The sequence below is a fragment of the Streptomyces sp. NPDC002889 genome (assembly GCF_042888425.1).
Lineage (GTDB): Bacteria > Actinomycetota > Actinomycetes > Streptomycetales > Streptomycetaceae > Streptomyces.
The window spans coordinates 354,319-378,583 of the sequence record NZ_JBIAPT010000004.1 but is presented as its reverse complement, the minus strand read 5'-3'; the positions used below and the strand labels follow the sequence as shown (position 1 = coordinate 378,583).

Annotated in this window: 24 protein-coding genes; 8 read left to right on the top strand and 16 right to left on the bottom strand. The window is 69.3% G+C overall.

Annotated features, from left to right (window positions below; all coding sequences use genetic code 11):
* Positions 1-180: 180 nt before the first annotated feature.
* Entirely contained in the window at positions 181-768 is a 588-nt protein-coding gene (locus tag ACFYWI_RS08690) for a GNAT family N-acetyltransferase (protein ID WP_389227302.1), read from the top strand.
* Positions 769-777: 9 nt separating this feature from the next.
* Here the strand turns inward: ACFYWI_RS08690 and ACFYWI_RS08685 are convergent, their stop codons facing one another.
* The 9 genes from ACFYWI_RS08685 to ACFYWI_RS08645 all read right to left on the bottom strand — a co-directional run bounded on the left by ACFYWI_RS08685 (position 778) and on the right by ACFYWI_RS08645 (position 10,793).
* A complete protein-coding gene (locus ACFYWI_RS08685) occupies positions 778-2,397 on the bottom strand; it encodes a type IV secretory system conjugative DNA transfer family protein (RefSeq protein WP_389227299.1) in 1,620 nt (539 codons plus the stop codon).
* A 1-nt stretch (position 2,398) separates the two neighbouring features.
* Positions 2,399-3,829: an ATP-binding protein gene (locus ACFYWI_RS08680; RefSeq protein WP_389227296.1), complete on the bottom strand. Its 1,431-nt coding sequence runs from the start codon at positions 3,827-3,829 to the stop codon at positions 2,399-2,401.
* A gap of 18 nt (positions 3,830-3,847) precedes the next feature.
* Positions 3,848-5,401 (bottom strand): SCO6880 family protein, encoded by a 1,554-nt coding sequence (locus ACFYWI_RS08675; protein WP_389227293.1) that lies wholly within the window; start codon positions 5,399-5,401, stop codon positions 3,848-3,850.
* Positions 5,398-6,696, bottom strand: a complete 1,299-nt coding sequence (locus tag ACFYWI_RS08670) for a hypothetical protein (protein WP_389227290.1) — start codon at positions 6,694-6,696, stop codon at positions 5,398-5,400. The genes ACFYWI_RS08675 and ACFYWI_RS08670 overlap by 4 nt, the downstream gene beginning before the upstream one ends.
* Positions 6,686-7,528: a hypothetical protein gene (locus ACFYWI_RS08665; RefSeq protein WP_389227287.1), complete on the bottom strand. Its 843-nt coding sequence runs from the start codon at positions 7,526-7,528 to the stop codon at positions 6,686-6,688. The genes ACFYWI_RS08670 and ACFYWI_RS08665 overlap by 11 nt, the downstream gene beginning before the upstream one ends.
* Before the next feature lie 137 nt (positions 7,529-7,665).
* Positions 7,666-7,974, bottom strand: coding sequence for a hypothetical protein (locus ACFYWI_RS08660; protein WP_005315450.1), 309 nt, complete (start codon positions 7,972-7,974; stop codon positions 7,666-7,668).
* A 313-nt stretch (positions 7,975-8,287) separates the two neighbouring features.
* Entirely contained in the window at positions 8,288-9,079 is a 792-nt protein-coding gene (locus tag ACFYWI_RS08655) for a thioesterase family protein (protein ID WP_389227284.1), read from the bottom strand.
* Positions 9,080-9,291: 212 nt separating this feature from the next.
* On the bottom strand, positions 9,292-9,474 hold the full coding sequence (locus tag ACFYWI_RS08650; protein ID WP_389227281.1) for a hypothetical protein: 183 nt from the start codon (positions 9,472-9,474) through the stop codon (positions 9,292-9,294).
* A 122-nt stretch (positions 9,475-9,596) separates the two neighbouring features.
* The gene (locus ACFYWI_RS08645) at positions 9,597-10,793 is read right to left on the bottom strand and encodes a serine hydrolase domain-containing protein (RefSeq protein WP_389227278.1); all 1,197 of its coding nucleotides are present in this window, start codon (positions 10,791-10,793) and stop codon (positions 9,597-9,599) included.
* A 248-nt stretch (positions 10,794-11,041) separates the two neighbouring features.
* On the opposite strand from ACFYWI_RS08645, the gene ACFYWI_RS08640 reads away from it, so the two are divergent.
* The 3 genes from ACFYWI_RS08640 (at position 11,042) to ACFYWI_RS08630 (ending at position 13,923) form a co-directional block, all read left to right on the top strand.
* Entirely contained in the window at positions 11,042-11,848 is an 807-nt protein-coding gene (locus tag ACFYWI_RS08640; RefSeq protein WP_389227276.1) for an SAM-dependent methyltransferase, read from the top strand.
* A 61-nt stretch (positions 11,849-11,909) separates the two neighbouring features.
* The gene (locus tag ACFYWI_RS08635) at positions 11,910-12,935 is read left to right on the top strand and encodes an NlpC/P60 family protein (RefSeq protein ID WP_389227273.1); all 1,026 of its coding nucleotides are present in this window, start codon (positions 11,910-11,912) and stop codon (positions 12,933-12,935) included.
* 253 nt (positions 12,936-13,188) lie between these two features.
* A complete protein-coding gene (locus tag ACFYWI_RS08630) occupies positions 13,189-13,923 on the top strand; it encodes a phosphatase PAP2 family protein (RefSeq protein ID WP_389227270.1) in 735 nt (244 codons plus the stop codon).
* Positions 13,924-14,152: 229 nt separating this feature from the next.
* Here ACFYWI_RS08630 and ACFYWI_RS08625 read toward each other — a convergent pair whose 3' ends face one another.
* Together ACFYWI_RS08625 and ACFYWI_RS08620 are read right to left on the bottom strand one after the other, a co-directional pair.
* Complete coding sequence (locus ACFYWI_RS08625) at positions 14,153-15,706, bottom strand: FAD-binding oxidoreductase (protein ID WP_389227267.1); 1,554 nt, start codon at positions 15,704-15,706, stop codon at positions 14,153-14,155.
* Between the two features lie 136 nt (positions 15,707-15,842).
* Positions 15,843-16,007: a hypothetical protein gene (locus tag ACFYWI_RS08620; RefSeq protein ID WP_389227264.1), complete on the bottom strand. Its 165-nt coding sequence runs from the start codon at positions 16,005-16,007 to the stop codon at positions 15,843-15,845.
* A 163-nt stretch (positions 16,008-16,170) separates the two neighbouring features.
* On the opposite strand from ACFYWI_RS08620, the gene ACFYWI_RS08615 reads away from it, so the two are divergent.
* Complete coding sequence (locus ACFYWI_RS08615; protein ID WP_389227261.1) at positions 16,171-16,998, top strand: hypothetical protein; 828 nt, start codon at positions 16,171-16,173, stop codon at positions 16,996-16,998.
* Between the two features lie 81 nt (positions 16,999-17,079).
* Positions 17,080-17,259: a hypothetical protein gene (locus ACFYWI_RS08610; RefSeq protein ID WP_389227258.1), complete on the top strand. Its 180-nt coding sequence runs from the start codon at positions 17,080-17,082 to the stop codon at positions 17,257-17,259.
* Between the two features lie 158 nt (positions 17,260-17,417).
* On the opposite strand, the gene ACFYWI_RS08605 is transcribed toward ACFYWI_RS08610, so the two are convergent.
* A complete protein-coding gene (locus tag ACFYWI_RS08605) occupies positions 17,418-17,762 on the bottom strand; it encodes a metal-sensitive transcriptional regulator (protein ID WP_389227255.1) in 345 nt (114 codons plus the stop codon).
* A gap of 194 nt (positions 17,763-17,956) precedes the next feature.
* Between ACFYWI_RS08605 and ACFYWI_RS08600 the strand changes: the two genes are divergently transcribed.
* Both ACFYWI_RS08600 and ACFYWI_RS08595 read left to right on the top strand, forming a co-directional pair.
* A complete protein-coding gene (locus ACFYWI_RS08600) occupies positions 17,957-18,577 on the top strand; it encodes a DUF47 domain-containing protein (protein WP_389227252.1) in 621 nt (206 codons plus the stop codon).
* Between the two features lie 5 nt (positions 18,578-18,582).
* On the top strand, positions 18,583-19,581 hold the full coding sequence (locus ACFYWI_RS08595; protein ID WP_389227249.1) for an anion permease: 999 nt from the start codon (positions 18,583-18,585) through the stop codon (positions 19,579-19,581).
* A gap of 359 nt (positions 19,582-19,940) precedes the next feature.
* Here ACFYWI_RS08595 and pstB read toward each other — a convergent pair whose 3' ends face one another.
* The 4 genes from pstB to pstS all read right to left on the bottom strand — a co-directional run bounded on the left by pstB (position 19,941) and on the right by pstS (position 24,168).
* Positions 19,941-20,717 (bottom strand): phosphate ABC transporter ATP-binding protein PstB, encoded by a 777-nt coding sequence (gene pstB / locus ACFYWI_RS08590; RefSeq protein ID WP_389227246.1) that lies wholly within the window; start codon positions 20,715-20,717, stop codon positions 19,941-19,943.
* A 53-nt stretch (positions 20,718-20,770) separates the two neighbouring features.
* Positions 20,771-21,844, bottom strand: a complete 1,074-nt coding sequence (gene pstA, locus ACFYWI_RS08585) for a phosphate ABC transporter permease PstA (RefSeq protein ID WP_389227243.1) — start codon at positions 21,842-21,844, stop codon at positions 20,771-20,773.
* Positions 21,841-22,839 carry a phosphate ABC transporter permease subunit PstC gene (pstC, locus tag ACFYWI_RS08580; protein WP_389227240.1) on the bottom strand — a complete coding sequence of 333 codons (999 nt, stop codon included), beginning with the start codon at positions 22,837-22,839 and terminating at the stop codon, positions 21,841-21,843. The genes pstA and pstC overlap by 4 nt, the downstream gene beginning before the upstream one ends.
* A 198-nt stretch (positions 22,840-23,037) precedes the next feature.
* Positions 23,038-24,168 carry a phosphate ABC transporter substrate-binding protein PstS gene (pstS, locus tag ACFYWI_RS08575; protein ID WP_389227237.1) on the bottom strand — a complete coding sequence of 377 codons (1,131 nt, stop codon included), beginning with the start codon at positions 24,166-24,168 and terminating at the stop codon, positions 23,038-23,040.
* Between the last annotated feature and the right edge of the window lie 97 nt (positions 24,169-24,265).

The window sequence follows — 24,265 nt, the reverse complement described above, 5'->3', positions numbered from 1 at the left end:
CTGCAGGGGGGACCCTGTGGGAGAGTAGGACGCCGCCGAACAATCATTGTGGGAAAGCCCCGCACCATCTGGTGCGGGGCTTTCCTGCGTTCAGGGTCAGGGTTATTGCGGCCACCTTCGGCGCACGGCACCAGCGAAACCGCGTTGCCCCAGGGCCGCTACCGTGGCGAGTATCGGGGGATGGAATACGTCATCCGGCCCGTGCGTGCCGAGGAGTGGGCCAAGGCCCGGGAGCTCCGGCTCGCAGCCCTGCAGGATCCCCTCTCGGCGATCGCCTTTCTGGAGTTGTACGAGAAGGCTGTCGCGCAGCCCGACTCGTTCTGGCAGAGGCGCACCGCGGACGCGGCGACGGGGAGAGAGGTCGTTCAGTTCATCGCCGAGGCGCCGGACGGACGTTGGGACGGCACGCTCAGCGTGCTGGTGGAGCATCCCGGGGACGAGCCGAAGGTCGGGAAGCCGGCGTCTGTCGAGCAGACGCACGTGGTGGCAGTGTTCGTACGGTCCGAGGCGCGGGGCGCCGGCGTGGCAGAAAAGTTGATCCGTGCAGGGCTCGAGTGGTCGTGGGCGCTCGCCGCGCCTCCGGTCGAACGCGTGCGGCTGATCTTCCACGCGGACAACGGCCGGGCCGAAGCGCTCTACCGTCGGGTCGGCTTCGTCCCGAGCGGCGATCCCGCTCCCGTTCCTGGCAACGAGATGGCCCTGGAGTACGAGATCCGGCGCCAGGGGGTGTCGTCCCCGACCCACCGTGCGCCTGGGGCCACCAAGTGATACCTCGGTCTACCGGGTGAGGGGATCGCTCCAGCGGGCCCGGGCCTGCTCCTGGGAACGGAGCAGGACCAGGGTCGGCAGGCCCAGGTCCTGGCCGGTCGCCAGCAGTTCAGGGAGCCGGGGAAGGGGAGCCACGGCCGCGACGTCGTCGAGGACGAGCGTCAGTGGTGGGTCGAGCCGACCGTCGGATGACCGTGCGGCCATGCGGCGGCCGTGCTCGACCACGTCTGCGGCGAGTGCCGTGAGGAGGGGCATCGCGCCCGGGTGGGTGCGGGGGTCCTCGATCGGTTCACCCACCACATAAAGGGTGCCCGCTTCGTTCACGAATGATTCCAAGGCGACCGAATCGGTTCGGTTCGGAGTGCAGGCGTCACGGATATGGATCGACGAGAGTGCGGAGAGTGCACGGGCCGTCAGCTGTTGGGCGATCTCCCGTCGTTCGGGGTGTGCGGTGAGCGCCGACTCGAGCAGCCCCCCGAGCCCACCGGCGGCCTTGGGGTGCGTACGGAGGATGCGTACCGGTTCGTGGGCGGCGCCGCCCTGGGCCCAGCGATGGAGCTGTTTGAAGGGGCGGCCGTCCACGGCCGCGGCGTGCAGCCAGCAGCGCAGCAGGGTCTCCGCGGTGTCCGCCATGGCGGCGTCGATCAGCGCCCGGGGCCGTACCGGCGCGAGAAAGGACGCGGCACGCTCGGCAGCGATGGCGGGGTCCTCGCAGTGGGCGGTGGGTGACCAGTGGAGGCGGGCGGGGGTGTCGCACAGATGCCCGGGGTCGTAGACGAGTACGGGGCCGAGCTTGGCGCGTGCGTCCTTAGTCTCGGCCCACACAGCGGGGTCGGAGGTGACGACGAGCGCGGGGCCTTCGGCGTCGTGCAGGGCCTGGACGGTGGTGGGGCGACGGGTGGCGCGGTCGCCGTAGAACAAGCGGGGGATACGGGTGCGGGGAGCCGGGACGCTGGGGTGCGGCCCGGGCAGCGGGGGCGCGGCGGCAGGTTCAGGAGGCGGAGCCTGGAGTGATTCCACGGGTACGGCCGCGGCGTGGTCCACCGCAAGGTCCAGCGCCGGCTCCGGGGAGGCCTCGTGGGCGACCTCTACGGGCGGGTCGAACATGTCCTCCTGCGCGGCAGGCCGCTCCTGGGCCGGACGGTGCTCGACGACGGTGTGCTCCGTCGCGGCGCGCGCCTCGAGCGCACGGTCCCTCGGCGTCACGCTGTCCCGTGCCGCCGCCCGCACCGCACGCCAGCGCGCGAGCGTGCCGAGCGTGAACACGGTCAGGACCACCAGCACCATCAACTCGCCGATGGCCAGCCCCCAGAACATGCCGTACCCGGACAGTTCGCCGGGCGGTGTCGAAGGCCAGGCGGACGCCAGGTCGTGCGGGGCGGAGATCAGGGACCGTATCGCCAGCGGTGTGCTGGTGAAGCTGACGCCCGTCGGCCAGGTGCCGTGCGCCAGCAGGCCCGCAAGGCCCGTGGCCGTCCACACCAGCAGCGTCAGCCCGAGCAGAAAGCCGAGCAGACCGACCAGCAGGCCGTCGGGAATGCCCCGTTCGCCGTCGGGTCTGCCGTCCCCGGGTCCGGCGCCGCGGCCTTGGGGACCGCCCTGACGGCCGTCGAAATGACGCCCGTACATGTCATGCCACCGTCGACTCGGACGGCTCGGACGACTCGGTCGATTCGACGACCTGATACCGCTCGCTCAGGGCCGCGCGCTGCTCCGCCTCCCACTCCGCGGCCTGTACGTCTTCCGGCAGGTCCGGCGCGGACGACTCCGTCATGGCCCGGTCGGTGAAGACCAGTGGTCGTTCCGCCTCCGTCACCAGGTGCTTGACCACTTGGACATTGCCGTTGACGTCCCAGACGGCGATGCCGGGGGTGAGCGTGGGAATGATCTCGACGGCCCAGCGTGGCAGTCCGAGCACCCGCCCGGTCGCCCGTGCCTCGTCCGCCTTCTGGGCGTAGATGGTCCGGGTGGACGCCATCTTGAGGATCGCCGCCGCCTCCCGCGCCGCCGCGCCGTCCACCACATCGCTCAGGTGATGGACGACCGCGACGAAGGACAGGCCGAGCCGCCGGCCGAACTTCAGCAGGCGCTGGAAGAGCTGCGCGACGAACGGGCTGTTGATGATGTGCCACGCCTCCTCCACCAGGAAGATGCGCTTCTTGCGGTCGGGGCGGATCCAGGTGTGCTCCAGCCAGACGCCGACGATCGCCATCAGGATCGGCATCGCGATCGAGTTGCGGTCGATGTGCGAGAGGTCGAAGACGATCAGCGGCGCGTCCAGGTCGATGCCCACCGTCGTCGGACCGTCGAACATGCCCCGCAGGTCACCGTCGACGAGCCGGTCCAGCACCAGAGCCACGTCCAGGCCCCAGGCACGTACGTCCTCTATGGCGACGTTCATCGCCTCGGCGGACTCGGCCTCCGGGTGGCGCAGCTGTTCGACGATGTCGGTGAGGACGGGCTGCCGGTCGGTGATGGTCTCGTTGACGTAGGCGTGCGCCACCTTGAGCGCGAAGCCGGCGCGCTCGTCGAGGCCGTGGCCCATCGCGACCTCGATAATGGTCCGCAGCAGCGCGAGCTGGCCGGTCGTGGTGATCGCCGGGTCGAGCGGGTTGAGGCGGATGCCGACGTCGAGGGCTGTCATCGGGTCGAGCCGGATGGGGGTTATCCCCAGCTCCTGCGCGATGAGATTCCACTCGCCGACGCCGTCCTCGCCCTGCGCGTCCAGGACGACCACCTGACGGTCGCGGAAGCGCAACTGCCGCAGGACGTACGTCTTCTCCAGCGCCGACTTGCCGTTGCCGGACTCGCCGAGCACGAGCCAGTGCGGGGCCGGGAGCTGTTGCCCGTACAGCTGGAAGGGGTCGTAGATGTAGCCCTTGCCGCTGTAGACCTCGCGGCCGATGATGACGCCCGAGTCGCCGAGGCCGGGCGCGGCGGTGGGCAGATAGACGGCCTGCGCCTGCCCGGTCGACGTACGGACGGGCAGACGGGTCGTCTCCACCTTCCCGAACAGGAAGGCGGTGAAGGCATCCGTGAGGACGGACAGCGGATCTCGCATGGCGGACTGCCCTCCCGGTCAGCGTCGGATGCCGGTCGCGAACGGCAATGTGTTCACAAAGGCCCTGTGGTGCTCCCGGTCGCACCACTCCAGCTTGAGATACGACTTGCCGGCCGAAGCCCTGATGGTGCGCTTGTCCCTGGCCAGCGCCTCGGGCGAACGCGATGACACAGTGATGTACCCGACGATGTTGACCCCCGCCGCACCGCTCGCGAGATCTTCACCCCGCTGGTCCAGCCGGCCGTGCGCGGCGATGTCGCGCGGGTCGACGGTCCGGTTCATCTTGGCGGCCCGGCTGGCGTCCGCCTCGTCGTTGGTCTTCTCGGTGAGCATCCGCTCGATGGCCACCTCGGTGGGCTCCAGGTCCATGGTGACCGCGACCGTACGGATCACATCGGGGGTGTGGACGAGCAACGGCGCAAGGAAGTTGACGCCGACCGGGGTCATCGGCCACTCCTTCACCCAGGCGGTGGCGTGGCACCAAGGAGCGCGCGTGGAGGACTCACGGGTCTTGGCCTGGAGGTAGGTGGGTTCCACAGCGTCCAGTTCGGCCGGCCAGGCATTGCGCTTCGACATTGCCTGGATGTGGTCGATGGGGTGGTCCGGGTCGTACATGGAGTGCACGAGGGAGGCGAGCCGGGACTGGCCCAGCGGCTGGCGTACGCGGATGTCCGCCTCGGCGAGACGGGCGCAGATGTCGGTGAGTTCGCGGGCCATGACGACGGCGAGCCCGGCGTCCTTGTCGAGCTTTTTCACCCCGGCGGCGTGCCGGGCGGCGCGGGCCATGGCGTGTGCCTCCGCGGCCAGGTCGCGGGAGTAGTGCATGCAGGCGACGAGATAGGCACGGTGCTGCTCGCTGGAGGTCGACACCATCGACTGGAGCTGCTCGTAGGACTGCCGGAGCCAGTCGGGCGCGGACGCGTCGCCGCGCTGGGCGACGTCCTTGGCGTGTGCGTCGGGGTCGGCGGGCAGAGTGCGGGCCAGCATCTGAAGACGGGTCACAAAGCCGTCCCCGTTGGCGACATGCTTGAGCAGGGTGCCGAAGCGGTCGACGAGCGCTTCCTGGTCCTCGCTGTCGCGCAGCCCGACGCCCGGGCCCTCGATCTCGATGGCGGCGGTGACGGTGCGCCGGTCGGCGTGCAGCAGTACGGCGATCTCGTCGGGCCCGAAGGGCGCGGCGAGCCAGTTGATCCGGCCGATGCCCGGCGGCGGTCCGACCTCGACCTCCCGGCCGTCGAACCGGATACCGGCCTCGGCGGCGCCGGAACGGTAGAGGGTGCCCTTGCGGAGCGTGCGCTTGTAGCTGCGGTTGATCTCGAACCATTTGTAGAAGGTGCGCTGCTTGTACGGGACGTACACGGCGGCGAGGGCGATCAGCGGAAAGCCCATCAGCAGCACGATCCGCAGAGACAGGAAGGGGACCAGCAGTCCGCTCATCATGCCGAGGAACGCGCCGGCGATGATCAGCGCGATCTCGCCGGTCTCGCGGTTCTTGCCGACGATCGCGTTCGGCCGGGCGCGGCCGATCAGATACGTACGGCGGGGCGTGATCGGGTGGGACTGGGTCGTCACCGCCCTCCACCTCCTGTGCTCTTGCGGTTGCTGTGCGGGGTGCCGCCGGTCGGGCTGCTGCTACGGGGCGCGGGCGCGGCTCCGCTGCCGCCGCGGTTGCTGTGCGCGGCGACGCCGCCGCTGACGGGGTTGGCGGGACGGGCGGCCGAGCTGCTGCTGTCTCCTGTGCCGGTGTTCTGGTTGCCGCGGGTGCTGTGGGTCTTGATGCCCTGGGAGACGAGGGCGGCGGGGGAGCTTATGACGGCGGCCGCGGCGTTCTCGGCGCCGTGCTGGATGCGGTTGTTGCGGGAAGCGGCGATCTCGTCGCCGAAGCCGGGGACGAAGCGGTAGATCATCGCGGAGGCGAAGATGGCGAGCAGGATGATCGCGAGGCCGGATACGACGGCCGAGAACGAATCCGGTCCGTCGTCGGCGGACAGCGCGCCCGCGAGCCCGAGGACGATGACGATGACCGGCTTGACCAGGATGATCGCAATCATGATCCCGGCCCAGCGGCGGACATGTCCCCACATGTTCTTGTCGACGAGGCCGGCATAGACGACGACGCCGAGCAGGGCACCCACGTACAGGAGCACGGCGCGGATGAAGAGCTCGAGATAGAGCACCCCGGCGGCGAGGATCGTCACGAGCGAGACGACGATCAGCATGATCGGCCCGCCGCCGATGTCGGTGCCCTTCTTGAGCGCGGCCGAGAAGTTCCCGAAGAACATGTCGGTCTGGCCCGTGGTGCCGCCCGCGATGACCTCGGTGACACCGTCGGTCGCGGAGACCAGGGTGTAAAGGATCAGCGGCGTGAAGGCGGATGCCAGGACCGTGAGCCACAGGAACCCGATGGCTTCGGAGACGGCGGTGGTGAGCGGCACGCCACGGATGGCTCGCTTGGCGACGGCGAGCAGCCACAGAACGAGGGTCAGGATGGCGGCGGCGGCGAAGACGATGGCGTACTGGGACAGGAAGGTGGGGTTGGTGAAGTCGACGGAGGCGGTGGACTTCACGGCCTTGGAAAGCGTGTCCACGGTCCAGGCCGCGGCGTCGGCGCAACCGCGGGCGAGAGAGGCGAGGGGGTCGAGGGCGTCGGTGGGGTCGTTGAGGGAGGGACTGGGGGAGGAGGGTCCGTCGCCGTCTTCGCAGTAGTCGCGAGCGGGACCGACGATCAGGTCGCACTTGTCCTGGTTGGTCGGTGTCGGGGTGGGCGTCGGTGCTGCCGTGGCGCGGGATGTCGTGAGCACGGCTACCGTCTGTACGGTCGCGAGGACGGCGGTGGCCTTGAGTGCGAGCCGTGGGCTAGCGGGCATACGTGAACCCTCCGTACTGCTCGACTGCCTTGGCGATTTCGTCGGCATCGGATGCTGTACGGTCCGCATTCACCGGGGCCGGGCCATCCTTCTGGGAGAAGCTTTCGACTCTCCAGTCGCCATCTACCCACTGGAGTTTGAGCGTCATGGTGAACCAGTCGTTGGTCACCGGGTTGGTGGAGCTGACGCCGGCGGTCCCGAAGACGCCGGTGCACCACACCTCTACGGTGGCGGTGGTGTCCGTGTACTCCGTGACCTTGGTCCCCACAGGCGCGGTCCGCGACACGTACGTCATCCCTGCCGCGGCGTTTCCGTCCGCGTCAAGGCCGACCCTGTCGAGGAAGTCCTTGTTGTAGGCCTGGTCGAGCTTGGCCTGGAGCTCGGCGACCTTGGCGCTGACAAAAAGCCGACGCACAATCTCGCGACGCAGGTCGGTCTTCAGGATGTCGGCTGAAACGAGCGCCACCGCGTAATTCGCTGCCGCGCTCTGCGCCCCCTGCTCATCCTTCGCGTACCCCGTAGGGATCCCTCCGGCCTCCCCCTTCACCGGCTTCACCCCCGTCGCCGCCGTCGGCTCCGCCGCCGCGCCGCCCTTGCCGCCGGCACCGGTCGCGTCGTCCGACCCGTCGCCGCGGTTGGCGAACGCGATCGCCGCGATGAGCAGCACGACGACACCCACCACGGTGACGAGGGAGCGTGACCCGCGCAAGGGGCGCCGCCCGCCGCTGTAGGTGTCCGCGGTGCTCTCGGGCAGGCGGGTACGGGTCTGGCCCGTACCGCCCGCGCCGCTGTCGGCCCCGAATGCGTCGTCGTGCTCGTCGCCGAAGCTCATGCCGCGTGTGCCCCCTCAGCCGTGTGCGGTACTGCCACGTCGTGGTACGTAGACGGTAGCCGTGCTGGTTGCCGCGTAGCCGCGGTGTGGTGACTCGACATCAGGGAGACGCAACCTCGGAGGGACTGACGGGTGGGCTATACGGCCATCCCGTACACGATGGTGAACAAGGTCCCCAGCGAGCCGATGATGAAGACGCCGGTGAGGCCGGCGACGATCAGGCCCTTGCCCTGCTCCGCGCTGAAGGTGTCGCGGAGGGCGGTCGCACCGATGCGCTGCTTGGCGGCGCCCCAGATCGCGATGCCGAGGCAGAGAAGGATGGCAATGGCCATCACGACCTCGATCATCACTCGAGCCTCGTTTCCCAGACTCCCGAAAGGCCCCCAGTTCGGGGCGATTCCGCCGATGATGGTGGTGATGTCGCCCTTTTCGGCTGCCAGGATCATGTAACTCACCGCCCCTGTTGGGTTGTTCAGTGCCCTGCCCCTCGGCATGGGCCGTCGTTCTATCTTCGCTGATGAAACCGCCCGCGTATGCCGACTTGGGGCGTCTCTTTACCCGATCTCCGCACGTATGACCGAGTGCATGGCCCTGACCTGCGGCGGCGCGGCGTGCTGCGATGTTCGTATGGGCATCGTCACTCTGTGTATCACGGAGCGTGACTCCGGGCAATTACTGTCGTTGGGGCACCCAGGGGCCGAAACGGCGAGCCCGCACCGGGGCCCGTTGCGGGGCTTGGCGCCGGCCCGGACGAGGGGCTCAGCGGGGCGCGACGAACAGGCTCTGTGCGCTGCGTCCGATCGGACCCTTCTCGTCGTGCAGTTGAGCGTCCGCCAGGCCGATCCCGGCCGCGTCCACGCTTGTGCGGGCCGCGACGCACACCCACTCGCCGACCGGGTGGCGGTGCAGATGGACCGTCAGATCCGGGTTGATGAACACGTGTCGTTCGAAGTCGAGGACGTTGCTGATGCCGTTTCCGGAGTCGGCGGCGACCAGGACGCGGTCCAGCGGCCGGGTCTTCTCGCCTGCGATGAGCGGCACCCGCATCCGCATCCAGCAGGTGCCGGGGCCCAGCTCCTTGAAGGCCCCGTCGGTGAACCGGGTTTCCATCGCCGTGTGATAGCCGATGTCCCACGGGACGTCGAAGAAGGGCGTGTCGGCGCTCTCCCCGGGCGAGGGCAGCAGGGGCCCTTCGGCGACCGCCGGTCCGGGCTCCCCGGTCGTCCTGATGCGCAGCGCCCTGGCCATCATCACCGGGGCGTCGCCCTCGGGGGTCAGCGTGGCCTCGACGATCTCCACGCTCCGCCCTGCACGCAGCACGGTCGTGGTCACTTCCAGCGGCCGTATCGGCACCGGACGCACGATCTCGAAGGTGACCCGGGCGAGTCGCATGTCCGTTCGTGCCCCGGGGCGCTCCTCGAGGGCCCGGCCCAGCAGGGCGGCGGGCGGTCCGGCGTGCTGGGAGTTCGTGTCCCACGGTCCGCGGGTGTGCTCGGTGGAGGCGAAGCGGTTGTCTGAGAGCCGCTCGAAGAATGCCTCGGGTGCCGTCATGTCGCGCTGCCTCTCCGTGCCCGATCCCCGCAGATGGGTGTACGACGCACACGCTACCTACGGGTAACCGCGGAGGCCAGGGTCAGGGGGTCAGCGGGTCAGGGGCCGGGTCTCCCTCACCGGGTCGTTTGCACCGGGACGGAGGCCGCGAGGAGGCCTGCATACGCGGAAGCGGCGCGGAGCCGCTTCGGACCCCGCGCCGCCCCAACGCTTCAGCGGATGGCCACCATGTATCCGAGCAGGCTGATGGCGATGGCGATGAGCGCGATGAACGTCACCGTCGCCAACGTCCCGCCGGCGTCCCGGTTTCTCCGTCCGGCCTGCGCGAGCCTGGGCTGAGCGCTCTCCCCGCGCTGCGTGTCGGGCGCGGTGGCCGCCTTCGCTGCATTCTTCACTTGTGCTCCTGTGTTGCCGGCCCCGCCGTGGTCACCGGCAGGGATTTTGACCTCAGCCTTCTGGGCTGCGTCACACACAGTAGTCGGTGCAGGCCCGGACCCCGTTCGTGGGGCGGTCTGGTTCAGGCCAACGGGTGGTCGGGGGCGAGGACTTCGGCGATGCGCCGGGCGATGGTCTGGGCCGTGTTGGTTCCGGGAGACTTGCGCCCCACGGTCGTGGATACCGCGATGGAGAGCCGTTCGGCGGGGAGGTAGGCCTGGATGGCGGCGTAACCGGCGAACGAAGGGTTCTGCACGATCCAGTCCTTCAGCACGATGACGCCCACCCCGAAGTGCATGGCTTCGGTGTTCGGCAGACAGACGGAGGCGGGGCAGCTGGAGGTGCGGCGGCCGAGGCCGACGGTCCCGGGGTTGACCTGCACTTTGAAGGCGCGGCGTGAGAGCAGCTCTCCGCTGCCGATGCCCCGGGCCGAGCGGGCCAGGTCGCAGATGTTGCTCGTGAGGACCGCACCGGGCGCGGTGGTCCACGAGGGGTTCCAGAAGGTGGATTCCTCGTAGGTGCCGCGTTCGGCGTCGAACGAGTGCAGAACGGGCGACGGGATCTCGGGGGTGAAGCTGTTGCGGGTGTTGCGCAGCCCGAGGGGGCTCAGGATGCGCTGCTCGAGCAGCTTGTCCAGCGGGGTGCCGCTGATCTTCTCGAGGGCGGCGCCGAGGAACTGGAAGTTGGCGTGCGAGTAGCTCCAGTTGGTGCCGGGTTTGTACCACAGCGGGTGGCTGAGGGAGTAGGCGACGACTTCCTTGGGCGTCCACTGGCGGAAGGGGTTGGCGTAGAACGCGGCGATGAACTTGGGATCGGTGACGTAGTCCCTGATGCCCGAGGTGGAACTGGCGAGGTTGCGCAGGGTGATCTCGTCGCCGTGCGGCAGATCGGGCAGCCAGCGGGAGACGGGGTCGTCGAGGCCGGCCTTCTTCTCGTCGACGAGCTGGAGCAGGATGGTGCCCATGTAGGCGATGCCCACCGACCCGGAGCGGAAGTTCATGGCCGCCGTGGCTGGGACGCCGGTCATGGTCTCGCCGAGGGCGCCGGTGACGACCTCCTTGCCGCCCACATCGACCCGTAGGAGCACGGCTTCCAGGTCGAGCTCCCTCTGGGCCCGCTTCGCGACCTCGAGGATCTCGCGGGCCTGACCGGGTGCGGGTTTCGAGGAGCCGGCACAGGCGGGCTGTTTCCGGTCGTGGGCGGCGAATCCGGCCCTGATCTGGAGAGTCGCCGCGATCAGGATGGCGGCGCAGAGCAGCGCCGTCCGGGTACGTTTCATACCGGACTATGTACGGATGAGTTCGGTGAAAACATCCACAACACGCGTCGTGTGATCCGTTTGACGGGCCCTGGTCGGCGAAGTGGCCGAACTTCGCGGACGCGTGGCGGCGTACGAACACCTCCCGGCGAGGGCGGCCTCGTCGGACGGCGAACCGTCGCGGCACGGGGGCTCGCCATCCCCCGGCACTGCGGCCGAATGTGCGCCAACTCAACTGTTGATGTGGGGGGTTGACTACGCTGAGGTGTGTGACCGATGACGCGCACCTTCTCGCCCGGATCGACACCACCCGACCGCACACCGCCCGGATCTGGAACTACTGGACCGGCGGCAAGGACAACTACCTGGTCGACCGCGAGGCCGGCGACCAGATCCGGGCGCTGCATCCCGGCATCGGGGACTACGCCCTCGCCGACCGGAAGTTCCTGGGGCGCTCGGTGCGGTATCTCGCCGCCGAGGCGGGGATCCGGCAGTTCCTGGACATCGGTACGGGGCTGCCGAGTGCCGACAACACCCATGAGGTGGCTCAGCGCGTCACGCCCGAGGCGCGGATCGTGTATGTCGACAACGACCCGCTCGTCCTCGCGCACGCCCGCGCCCTGCTCACCAGCTCGCTCGAGGGCCGTACCGACTACCTCGACGCCGATCTGCGGGACGTCGACACGATCCTGGAGCGCGCGGGCCGGACGCTCGACCTCAAGCAGCCCGTCGCGCTGATGCTGCTGGGCGTGGTCATCTTCGTCGAGGGCCACGAGGAGTCGTACGACGTCGTGCGCCGGCTCATGGACGCGCTGCCCTCCGGCAGCCATCTCGTGCTGTCCCACACCATCACCAGCCCGGCGATGCCCGATGTGGACGCGGCGGTCGCGTTCTGGAACGAGCACGGCACGCCCCGGCTCACCCAGCGCACCCCGCAGCAGGTCGAGCGCTACTTCGACGGTCTGGAACTGCTCACACCGGGCGTGGTGTCCTGCAACCGGTGGCGCCCCGAACCGGACGAGACGCCGACCCCGGACGAGGTGGCGATGTACGGCGGGGTGGGACGCAAGCCGTAGGAGTTCGCCCGCGCCTAAACTGGGGCGGGGTGGACTGCCGTGGGGCGAAAGGTGGCTGACGGTGCGTAAGGCGTGGCTGGTCGCGGGAGCGTCGATCGGGCTGTGTCTGAGCTTCGTCGCGCTCCTCGTCGTCGGGACGTACTCCGCCGCCGCGGGACTGATGGGCCCGTCCGGCAAGAACGGGGCCGTCGGGCTGGCCAAGGGGGCCGTGCCCGCCCGCTACCAGCCGCTCGTGCAGAAGTGGGGCAACCTCTGCCCGGCCATCAACCCCGCCCTCCTCGCCGCCCAGCTCTACCAGGAGAGCGGCTGGAACCCCAGGGCGCAGAGCCCGGCGGCCGCCCAGGGCATCGCGCAGTTCATCCCCGGGACCTGGGCCACGCACGGCATCGACGGGGACAAGGACGGGGACCGCGATGTGTGGGATCCGGCCGATGCGATTCCGTCCGCCGCCTCGTACGACTGCGAGCTGGCCGGGTATGTGAGGAAGGCGCCCGGCGATCCGACCGACAACATGCTCGCCGCGTACAACGCGGGTGCGTACGCGGTCATCAAGTACGGAGGGGTGCCGCCGTACCGCGAGACGCGGAACTATGTGAAGGTCATCCGCACCCTCGAGAAGAGCTTCGCCCGGCCCGTCGGGCGGGTCGAGCCGTCACGGCAGGCGGCCGGCGCCATCTACTTTGCGCAGCAGAAGCTCGGCACCAAGTACCTGTGGGGCGGCAACGGGACGCCGGAGCAGGGCGGGCGATTCGACTGTTCCGGTCTGACGCAGGCCGCGTACCGGACCGTGGGGATCGAGCTGCCGCGGGTGGCGAACGACCAGTACAACGCGGGACCGCATCCGGCGCGCGACGAGCTGCTGCCGGGGGATCTGGTCTTCTTCTCCGACGATCTGACCAATTCTCGCGCCATCCGGCACGTCGGGCTCTATGTTGGCGGGGGATACATGATCAACGCTCCGTACACCGGGGCGGTCATCCGGTTCGACAAGATCGACACGCCGGACTATTTCGGCGCCACCCGTGTCACCGAGGACGGCGCGAAGGCCCTGCCGACCGACCTTCCCTCGGCTGCGCCGCAAGCGTGAGAAGTCCGACGGACCGGCCGGAACCCGACCTTGACGCAGGGCTGTGAGCTGCGACGACGTATCACTCTTCGATAACGTCATCGTGATCGTTCCGTGGAGAGTGGAACGTCGCCGCGCATCAGGTCGTTCCCTGGGAACAGGGACAGGACGGCCGCACTGACCATGCAGCAGACACCGCACTGACGACGGGGGTTGGCAGAGGCGGCGCGCACCCGCGTGCGTCGGCAGGCAACAAGGCAAGGGGCTGCAGCAGATGGCTGGACTGGCAGCGAGAGTCGTCGCGACCGGGTCGAACCCCGATGTCGGTCTGCTCTACGACATCAACGGCCTGGCCAAGGAGGCCCCTTCGTGGCTCGATCGCACGATGGAGTTCGTCGGCGAGTACGGCATCATGCTGGCGATGGTGCTGGTGGTCCTGTGGTGCTGGTGGAGCGTGCGCCGGCGCGGCAGCGCCGAGGACTCGGTCGCGGCGGTCGCCGCTCTGATCTGGGCGCCGCTCGCCGCAGGGGTCGCGCTGCTGGTCAACGTCCCCATCCGGGGATTCGTCGAGCGGCCGCGCCCGTTCGTCGACCACACGGGGCTCGAGGTCCTGGTGGACGGAAAGACCGACTACTCGTTCGTGAGCGACCACGCGACGATGGCGATGGCGATCGCCGCCGGACTCTTCGTCGCGCAGCGCAGGTTCGGACTCGCCGGGCTCGCACTGGCGATGGCGGAAGGGTTCTGCCGGGTCTACATGGGCGTGCACTACCCGTCCGACGTCGTGGGCGGCTTCGCGCTCGGTACGGCGGTGGCGCTGCTGCTCGCACCGCTCGCCCTCGCCCTGCTGACCCCGCTGGTGTCGGCGGTGGCCGCTTCGGGACGCTTCGGGTGGCTCGTGCGGTCGCGACGGGCCGCGGGCGGCGCACTGCAGACCGAGACGCTGGACATCTCCGAGCCGCGCAGCGAAACGGCTGCCGGGAGCGGCCAGAACGACCTCGCGGCCTGACCGGCTCCGGGCGGTCCGCCCGTCTCGGTCCTGCTGTCACGCGGGGCTGCGGTCGTTCGGCGCCGACCGTCGGTCACACAGCCGGCCGTCGGCACGCCGCGGTCGGGGCGGACTGCCGTCGGGCCGGCGGCAGTCCTCCGGGCGGCGGTCGTTCGGGCTGCGATTGTTCGGGCTGCGATTGTTCGGCGCCGACCGTCAGGCAGGCTGCGGTGGGCCGTGCCGGCAATCGCTACAGCGCCTGCGGGTAGTCGAAGAGCCTGCCCGGGTCGTACTGCCGCTTCAGCCGGGCCAGCCGGTCCGCGGCCGGCCCGTAGTACGCCTGGCGCCAGTTGCGCAGCGTGGGGTCGGCGTAGTTCTGGTATGCGGCTCCGGACGCGTACCGCCGCATCGCCGCATGGGAGCCTTTCAGCCAGGCGCGCTGGGCGGCGCCTTCCGTCCCCGCGCGCCAGGCGCCGATGTACTGGGCCAGCATCCGCGACCGCCGGTGCACGAACGCCGTCGCCAGTGGGTCCACCCGGTTCACCGCACCGCCGAGGGCGGTCAGAGCGATCGACCCGCCGCCGCCCGCGCTCGCCGGAATCCGGGTGAACGCCTCGGTCGCGGCGATCAGGGCACGCCGCCCGGCGGCGTTGATGCCACGGTCGAAGAAGTCGGAGGCGGAGGCATAGGTCTCGCGCTGCAGCGCACCCTGCTGCGAGCGGCCCGGTGTGCTGCCCGGCAGATGGCACTGCGCGTCGGTGAACGACAGGCAGCCGGCGTAGGCGAGCATCGCGTCCCGATAGCTGCGCGGGCGCAGCGCCACCGAGGAGGCGGAGGAGCCCACTGCGTCGGCGAGCCGGTCGAGGGCATTGCGCAGATCGCTCTCGCTGCCGAGCGTGAGGGCGGCGACGGACAGGGTGGGGTTGCGACCGCCGGGGCCCGCCGCGAGATGCAGCGAGGACCAGATCTCGTCCGGCTGGTCGGGACCCCACCGCTGCCAGGCGGCGATCACCGCGTCGGCCTTGGACCACGGCCAGTTGAGATAGGCGCTGACGGTCGGCGGCGCGGGATGCGTACGGAACGTGAACCGGGTCACCACCCCGAAGTTGCCGTTCCCCGCGCCGCGCAGCGCCCAGAACAGGTCCTTGTGGTCCTCGGCGCTCGCCGTGAGCACCCGGCCGTCGGCGGTGACGAGCGTCGCGGAGGTCAGGCTGTCGCAGGTCAGACCGTATGCACGAGAGGTGACGCCATGGCCGCCGCCGAGGACGAGACCGGAGACTCCGACCGTCGGGCAGGAGCCGGCCGGGATGGTGCGGCGGTGGCGGGCGAGGGAGTTGTAGACGTCGATCAGTTTGGCGCCGGCGCCTATCGTGCCGCCCGCCGTGACGCTGCTCAGCGACGAGACGTCGATGACCAGGCGGCCGTTGCCGGAGGACCAACCGCCGTAGGAGTGGCCGCCGTTGCGGATGGAGACGGGCGTGCGGTGGGCCTTCGCGTACGCGAGGCACTCCTTGATGTCGTCCTCGCCCGCGACATAGGCCACGGCGGCGGGCTTGAGCGAGTCGAAGCGGGTGTTGTAGAGCCGGCGGGCGCTCGGATACGCGGCGTCGCCGGGCCGTATGAGCTGTCCGTCGAGCCCGCGCCCGAGGGCGGTCCAGTCGGACGCCGAGGGAGCGGTGCCGCGGGGTGCCGTTCTGCGAGCGGGCGTTGCGGTGCCCGCCGCGGCCGCCGGGTCACCGTCCTTGCCCGTGCAGGCAGCAGCGGTGACAGCGACAACAGTGGTGAGCAGCGCACGCCGGTCCATGTGTCCTCCTGGAGGAGGAGACGGTATCCGGGCCGGGTGGGTTCCCCGCCCGGCCGTCGGCCGATCGTTTCCGGATCGTTCTCCGGTCGGGTGGCCGCTCGAACTCCAACGGCCAGGGGCCCGCCAGGGTCTTCGGTCAGCCCGTGGACGTGTGCGCCGCGGCGTCCGTACGTGCCCGGTCCCGCGACCTCCGCGCCGGTCCCGCCCAGCCACAGCTGCAGCGGGCCATGGCGAACGAACCGCGTTCGGTGGTGGTGGTGATGTGCGCCCGGATGTCGTCGGGCGGCTCCTGGTGGGGCACGTGTCCACGGTACTGCGTAGGCGGCGTCTCAGTGACCGGACGACCGGCGTGACGACGTGCCCAGGCCGTCGTTATGCGAATGGGGTGTCCCCAGGCCCCCTCGGGCCGAGGGGAAGGGTGGGACTCGTACAAGCAACGGTCCGGCGTTGGGGGTTGGCAGGCGATGGTGGTGCAGCAGCACAGGCGCAGGGGCGGGGCGGCCGCGGTCGCAGCGGCCGTGGCCGGGGTGATGGCGGCCAGCGGGTGCTCCGGCGGGGGCGCCGCCGCCGAGGACCGCAGCGGCGGAGGGTCGGCCGGCGAGGTGCGCAGAGCCGCCGACACGCTTGCCGGGGCCGGCAGCTCCAGGGCGCGTACCTCCATGGAGATGGCCGCCGGCGGCACCCGGGTCACCATCCGCGGTGAGGGCGGGTACGACTTCGCCCGGCGCATGGGGCAACTGAAGCTGGTCCTGCCGCAGGATCCCGCCGGTGACGACGAGCACGAGCCGATCACCGAACTGCTGGCGCCCGGGGCGCTCTATATGAAGAACCGGGGCGCGGGTGTGCCCGCCGACAAGTGGGTCCGGGTGGACACGACCGCGCTCGAGGACGGCAATCTGGTCACGGGCGGCGCGACCGACCCGCTGGCGGCGGCGGAACTGCTGCGGGGCGCGCAGGACGTGACGTACATCGGCGAAATGAAGCTGGCCGGCCGGCAGGTGCGGCACTTCCGGGGGACCACGGACATCGGTCGGGCGGCACGGGTGGCCGAACCGCATGCGCGGGCGTCGCTGGCCGCGGCGGCGAAGGGGTTCACCAAGGATGTGGTCCCCTTCGACGCGTATCTCGACGAGGAGGGCAGGCTGCGCAAGGTCCGCCACCGGTTCAGCTTCGCCAATCAGGGTCGTACGGTGGCTGTGACATCGACCACGGTTCTCTTCGATTTCGGGGCGCGGGTGGACGTGCGACTGCCGGATGCGCGGGACATCTACTCCGGGAAGGTCAGGGCCTAAATGGTCCGGACGTGCCATGCGCGGCTCGTGTATCACTCCCTACGCTAGGAAGTCGAATCCGGCCGGAAGAGGTGATTGCACGTGGCTCCGCCCAGTACGACAGCCGTCCAGGAGGACCACGTCGCCCTCGCCGAGATCGAGCTGTGCGGCGAGCTGATGATCGCGGCTTCGGCCGCGGATGAGGACCGGCTCAGCCCGGACCGTATCGACGAGGTCCTGATGGTGACGCAGGAACGTTCGACCAAGGCCGACCGTCCATGATTGCGCACCTCTGACCGGCACCGTCGATATCCGGCCACCGCGCGTCGTCCCGAGGCCCGCACACGGCCCCGGTGCCCGGCAGGTCGGAGGAGCCTCGGGTGCGCAGGGCCAGGTGCGCGGGGTGCGCGGATCGGGTACGCGGCCTCACGTGCGAAGTGTCACGTGCGGAGCAGGCGTGCGATCGCCTTGGTCGCTTCTTCCACCTTCGCGTCGACCTCGTCACCGCCCTTCACCGCCGCATCCGCCACGCAGTGCCGCAGATGCTCCTCCAGCAGTTGGAGCGCGAAGGACTGCAGGGCCTTCGTGGACGCCGAGACCTGGGTGAGTATGTCGATGCAGTACACATCCTCATCGACCATCCGCTGCAGGCCGCGGACCTGGCCCTCGATCCGCCGCAGCCGCTTGAGGTGCTCGTCCTTCTGCTTGTGGTAGCCGTGTGTACCCCCGTCATGGCTGTTGTCGTGGCCGGAGACCGGGGGGCCGGCCGCCTCGGTGGTCGTCATCGCGTCCTCCCGTTGTCCTGCAAGGGGCCATATACCCCTCGTGGGTATATGGTAACGAATCGGGCGAGATCGTGGTGGGGCCGGTATTGATCGCTGTACCCGATGGGCGACACTGGGACCCTGCTGGTTAGCCGTGGCCGGATGATGCGCCTAGCATCGGCCTGACCGATTTCAAAGCACCCCGAGGAACCCACGTGCGATTTCGTCTGACCCCCAGGGAGACGAGCTTCTACGACATGTTTGCCGCATCCGCGGACAACATCGTCACGGGCTCGAAGCTCCTGATGGAACTGCTCGGGGCGGACTCCGCCGCCAGAGCCGAGATCGCCGAACGGATGCGGGCAGCCGAACACGCCGGGGACGACGCTACCCACGCGATCTTCCACCAGCTGAACTCCTCGTTCATCACGCCGTTCGACCGCGAGGACATCTACTCCCTCGCTTCGTCGCTCGACGACATCATGGACTTCATGGAGGAGGCCGTCGACCTGGTCGTCCTCTACAACGTCGAAGAGCTTCCCAAGGGTGTCGACCAGCAGATCGAGGTGCTGTCCCGGGCGGCCGAGCTGACCGCCGAGGCCATGCCGCATCTGCGCACCATGGACAACCTCACGGAGTACTGGATCGAGGTCAACCGGCTCGAGAACCAGGCCGACCAGATCCACCGCAAGCTCCTCGCCCACCTCTTCAACGGCAAGTACGACGCCATCGAGGTGCTCAAGCTGAAGCAGATCGTGGATGTGCTGGAAGAGGCCGCCGACGCCTTCGAGCATGTCGCGAACACCGTGGAGACCATCGCGGTCAAGGAGTCCTGAACCACGTGGACACCTTTGTCCTGATCGTGACGATCGCTGTCGCGCTCGGTTTCACCTACACCAACGGCTTCCACGACTCCGCGAACGCGATCGCCACCTCCGTCTCCACGCGGGCGCTGACCCCGCGTGTCGCCCTGGCGATGGCCGCGGTGATGAACCTCGCCGGAGCCTTCCTCGGCCAGGGCGTAGCCAAGACCGTCAGCGAGGGGCTCATCGAGACGCCCCATGGCTCCAGCGGCATGGGCATCCTGTTCGCGGCGCTGGTCGGCGCGATCGTGTGGAACCTGGTCACCTGGTACTTCGGCCTGCCCTCGTCCTCGTCCCATGCGCTGTTCGGCGGCATGGTGGGTGCGGCGCTCGCGGGCGGGACCGAGGTGATCTGGTCGGGAGTGCTCGACAAGATCGTCATCCCGATGTTCGTCTCGCCCGTCGTCGGTCTGCTGGTCGGCTATCTGGTGATGGTCGCGATCATGTGGATGTTCCGCAGGTCCAATCCGCACAAGGCCAAGCGCGGTTTCCGTATCGCGCAGACGGTCTCGGCGGCCGCCATGGCGCTCGGTCACGGTCTCCAGGACGCGCAGAAGACCATGGGCATCGTGGTGATGGCGCTGGTCATCGCCGATGTCCAGGAGTCGGGCGACGAGATTCCGGTCTGGGTGAAGATCGCCTGCGCGGTGATGCTGTCCCTCGGTACGTACGCCGGCGGCTGGCGCATCATGCGTACCCTCGGCCGTAAGATCATCGAGCTGGACCCTCCGCAGGGCTTCGCGGCGGAGACGACGGGGGCGTCGATCATGTTCGGCTCGGCGTTCCTGTTCCATGCGCCGATCTCGACGACGCATGTGATCACCTCGGCGATCATGGGTGTCGGCGCGACGAAGCGGGTCAACGCGGTGCGGTGGGGTGTCGCGAAGAACATCGTGCTGGGGTGGTTCATCACGATGCCGGCCGCGGGCATGGTCGCCGCGCTCAGTTACGGCGTCGTGTACTTGATCTTCGGCTGACGCCCGGGTGGCGGGTGGGGGCGCGGCCCCACATCTGCCGGCGCGGCCGGACCCACCCGGAACCCGAAGCCGGGGCACCGCCCCGGACCCGCTCCTCGATCGCCGAAGCATCTGCAGGATCCGATGGAGCCCGTGGACGTGAAAGGGCCCGCCCCTCTGGGAGAGAGGGGCGGGCCCGTCGTCCTGCGGTGGCACCGCCATGCAGCACCGCAGACGCTCTTGGGGGTCGTGCTCCACCTGTGCCGAGGAGGCGCTGGTGGTTGCCGGCCGGTGGTGGGTTCACCCGGGCTCGGCCCCTGCACGGACGGAGTCGTCGTGTGCCGGGACCCGGTCCCGGCCGACCCTCGACCGGATGCTCTTTATCCGAAGCGGCCCGAGATGTAGTCCTCGGTCGCCTGGACGGACGGGTTGGCGAAGATACGCTCCGTCTCGTCGATTTCGATCAGCTTGCCCGGCTGGCCGACCGCGGCCAGGTTGAAGAAGGCCGTGCGGTCGGAGACGCGCGCCGCCTGCTGCATGTTGTGCGTCACGATGACGATGGTGAAGCGTTCCTTGAGCTCGCCGATCAGGTCCTCGATCGCCAGCGTGGAGATCGGGTCCAGGGCCGAGCAGGGCTCGTCCATCAGCAGCACGTCGGGCTCGACCGCGATCGCGCGGGCGATGCACAGGCGCTGCTGCTGGCCACCGGAGAGGCCGGAGCCGGGCTTGTTGAGGCGGTCCTTGACCTCGTTCCAGAGGTTCGCGCCCTTGAGGGACCGCTCGACGACGTCCGCGAGCTCGTTCTTCTTGTACGAGCCGTTCAGGCGCAGGCCCGCCGCGACATTGTCGAAGATCGACATGGTCGGGAACGGGTTCGGGCGCTGGAAGACCATGCCGACCGTACGGCGTACGGCGACGGGGTCGACGCTCGAGGCGTACAGGTTCTCGTCGTCCAGCAGCACCTTGCCCTCGACGCGGCCACCGGGGGTGACCTCGTGCATACGGTTCAGGGTGCGCAGGAAGGTGGACTTGCCGCAGCCGGAGGGGCCGATGAAGGCCGTCACCGAGCGCGGCTCCACGGTCATCGAGATGTCCTCGATCGCCTTGTGGGTTCCGTAGTAGGCGGTCAGTCCGCTGACGTCGATTCGCTTGGCCATGTGAATCACTGCTCTTTCGTGGGCCCCGCCCGGCGGAGCCGAATATCGAGGCCTTAACGGCCGGTCTTCGGGGCCTTCCAGCGGGCGATGCCGCGGGCCACCAGGTTGAGGATCATGACGAAGGCGATCAGGACCAGGGCGGCGGCCCAGGCGCGGTCGTACGACGCCTCGCTGCCGACCCGGTACTGCTCCCAGATGTAGAAGGGGAGCGAGGACTGGGCGCCTTCGAAGGGGTTGGCGTTGATCAGCTGGCCGCCGAAGACCAGCAGCATGATCGGGGCGGTCTCACCGGCGATACGCGCGATCGCGAGCATCACACCTGTGGTGATGCCGCCGAGCGCGGTCGGGATGACCACCTTGAGGATCGTGCGGTACTTCGGCACACCGAGGGCCAGCGAGGCCTCGCGCAGCTCGTTCGGGACGAGCTTGAGCATCTCCTCGGTGGAGCGGACCACGACGGGGATCATCAGGATCGCCAGCGCCAGCGCGCCCATCAGGCCGGACGGCTGCAGGTCGAACATCAGCATGATCGACAGCAGGAAGAGACCGGCGACGATCGACGGGATACCCGTCATGACGTCGACGAAGAAGGTCACGGCCTTGGCCAGTGCGCCCTTGCCGTACTCGACCAGGTAGACGGCGGTCATCAGGCCGATCGGGACGGAGATCGCGGTGGCGATGCCGACCTGCTCCAGGGTTCCGACGATCGCGTGATAGACACCGCCGCCGGGCTCGAAGCCGGGGACGCCGGCCATGGAGTGGCTGAGGAAGTACCCGTCGAGCACCTTCACGCCGCGGCTGACGGTGACCCAGAGCAGCGAGAACAGCGGGACCACGGCGAGGATGAAGCACACCCAGACGATGCTGGTGGCGAGCCGGTCCTTGGCCTGGCGCTTGTTCTCGACGGCGCTGGTGATCACGTACGAGATGGTGACGAAGAGCAGGGCGGAGATCAGACCCCACTGGATCCGGCTCTCCCAGCCCGCCACGATGCCGATCCCGACACCGAGAGCGACGGACACGAGGGCGAACACGGCCTGCGCTCCGCGCGGGAGCGACCGGGCGCTGAGGCTGCCGCCGCGCTCGGGCGTCGGCGTGCGCCTTTCCTGTACGGCTGTGTGGCTCATGCGTTGGCCCCCGAGTACTCCTTGCGGCGCGCGATGATCAGGCGGGCCGCGCCGTTGACCAGCAGGGTGAGGACGAACAGCACCAGGCCGGAGGCGATCAGGGCGTCGCGTCCGAGCTCATTGGCCTCGTCGAACTTCGCGGCGATGTTCTGCGCGAAGGTTCCGCCGCCCGGGTTGAGCAGGTGGAGGGAGATCAGGAAGCTCGGCGACAGCACCGTGGCGACGGCCATCGTCTCGCCGAGCGCACGGCCCAGGCCCAGCATCGAGGCGGAGATCACGCCCGAACGGCCGAAGGGAAGGACCGACATACGGATGACTTCCCAGCGGGTGGCGCCGAGGGCCAGAGCGGCTTCCTCGTGCATCCGGGGAACCTGGAGGAAGACCTCGCGGCTGACGCTGGTCACGATCGGAAGGATCATGATCGCCAGCAGGATGCCCACGGTGAAGAGCGAGCGGGCGACGCCGACCTCGGTCTTCTCGAAGAGGTAGGTCCAGCCGAAGAACTCGTCGAGCCAGAGGTTGAGGCCCTCGAGGTAGGGGACCAGGAAGAGCGCGCCCCAGATGCCGTAGATGATCGACGGCACGGCGGCCAGCAGATCGACGACGTAGGCGATGGGGGCGGCAAGCCTGCGCGGCGCGTAGTGCGAGATGAACAGCGCGATACCGACGGCGATCGGTACGGCGATCGCCATCGCGATGACCGAGCTGACGATCGTGCCGAAGAGGAGGACCGCGATGCCGAAGACCGGCGGGTCGCCCGCCGGGTTCCAGTCGAAGGTCGTGAGGAAGTTGCCCTCGTCCTTCGAGATGGCGAGCGTGGCGCGGTAGGTGAGGAACGCGGCGATCGACGCCATGATCACCAGAAGCAGGATGCCCGAGCCGCGGGACAGGCCGAGGAAGACCTTGTCGCCCGCGCGGCCCGTGGTGGCCCGCTTCCTGGAGACCGGCGGAGCCGGCGCTGGAGGCAGAGAGTCTGTGGGTGTCGTGGAAGCCATGATCTTTCCGGTCTGGGGTGGGGGAGCTGTGCGGCTCCCCTGGCGGCGGTGCACCGGAGGGTCGGGGGGGGGGGGGGGGGGGGCCCCCCGGCCGCGCGCGGGGGGGTTGGGAGGCCCCGCGCGCGGGGGGGGCGCGGGGGGGGGGGGGCCCGGGGGGGGGGGGGGGGGGGCCCCCCCCCCCCCCCCCCCGACTCGTTGTTACTTCAGACCCGCGACGGTCTCGCGGACCTTGGCGTTGATCTCGGCCGGGATCGGGGCGTAGCCCGCTTCGGACAGGACCTTCTGGCCCTCGTCGGAGGCCGTGTAGGTGAGGAAGGACTTGACGGTGCCGAGGGTGTCGGCCTTGTTGCCGTTGTCGCAGACGACCTCGTAGGTCACCAGGACGATCGGGTAGGCGCCGTCAGCCTTCGTGGCGTAGTCGAGGCCGAGGGCCAGGTCCTTGCCGGTGCCCTTGATCTTGGCGGCGGCGATGGCCTTGGAGGCGTTCTCGGAGGTGGCCTCGACCGGGGCGGCCGCACCGGTGGCGATCTTCACGGTCGGGATGGACTGCGAGGTCGCGTAGGACAGCTCGAAGTAGCCGATGGAGCCCTCGGACTGCTTGACCTGGGCGGCGACACCGGCGGAGCCGGACGCGGCCTGGCCACCCGGGGCCGGCCACTTCTTCTCGGGCTCGTACGGCCAGTCCTTCGCGGCGGTGGCGGCGAGGTACTTGCCGAGGTTCTGCGTGGTGCCGGAGTCCTCGGAGCGGTGGAAGGGCTGGATCTCGGTGTCCGGGAGCTTGGCGCCCTCGTTCAGCTTGGCGATCGCCTCGTCGTTCCACTTCTTGATCTTGCCGTTGAAGATCTTGGCAAGGGTGGGAGCGTCCAGGTTCAGGCTCTCCACGCCCGGCAGGTTGTAGCCGATGGCGATCGGGCCGCCGACCATGGGCAGGTTGATGCCCTGACCGCCCTTGCAGATCTTCTTGGACTCCTCGACCTCTTCGGGCTTGAGGGCCGAGTCCGAGCCGGCGAAGCCGACGGTGCCCTGGTTGAAGGCGATGATGCCCTCACCGGAGGAGGAGGCCTTGTAGTTGATCTCCACACCGGTGCAGGCGGCCATGTAGTTCTTGACCCAGAGGTCCATGGCGTTCTTCTGCGCGCTGGAACCGGAGGCCAGCAGCTTGCCCTTGGCGTCGTCGCACTTGATGTTCGAGGCGGCGCTGGTCTTCTTGTCGCCGCTCTCGCCCGGGGCGTTGTTGTCCGAACCACACGCCGTGAGGACCAGGGCGCCGGAGACGGCGAGGGCGCCGAGCGCGGTGGCGCGAAGCCCGTTCTTGCGCTGAAGCTTCACTTTCGGGTGTTCCTTCCAGTTGCCGCCGGACACTGGCGGCGTGCGTCGGGGTGGGGGGACCAGCGCTGTACTGGTCACCGTGTAAGGCCGAAATTAA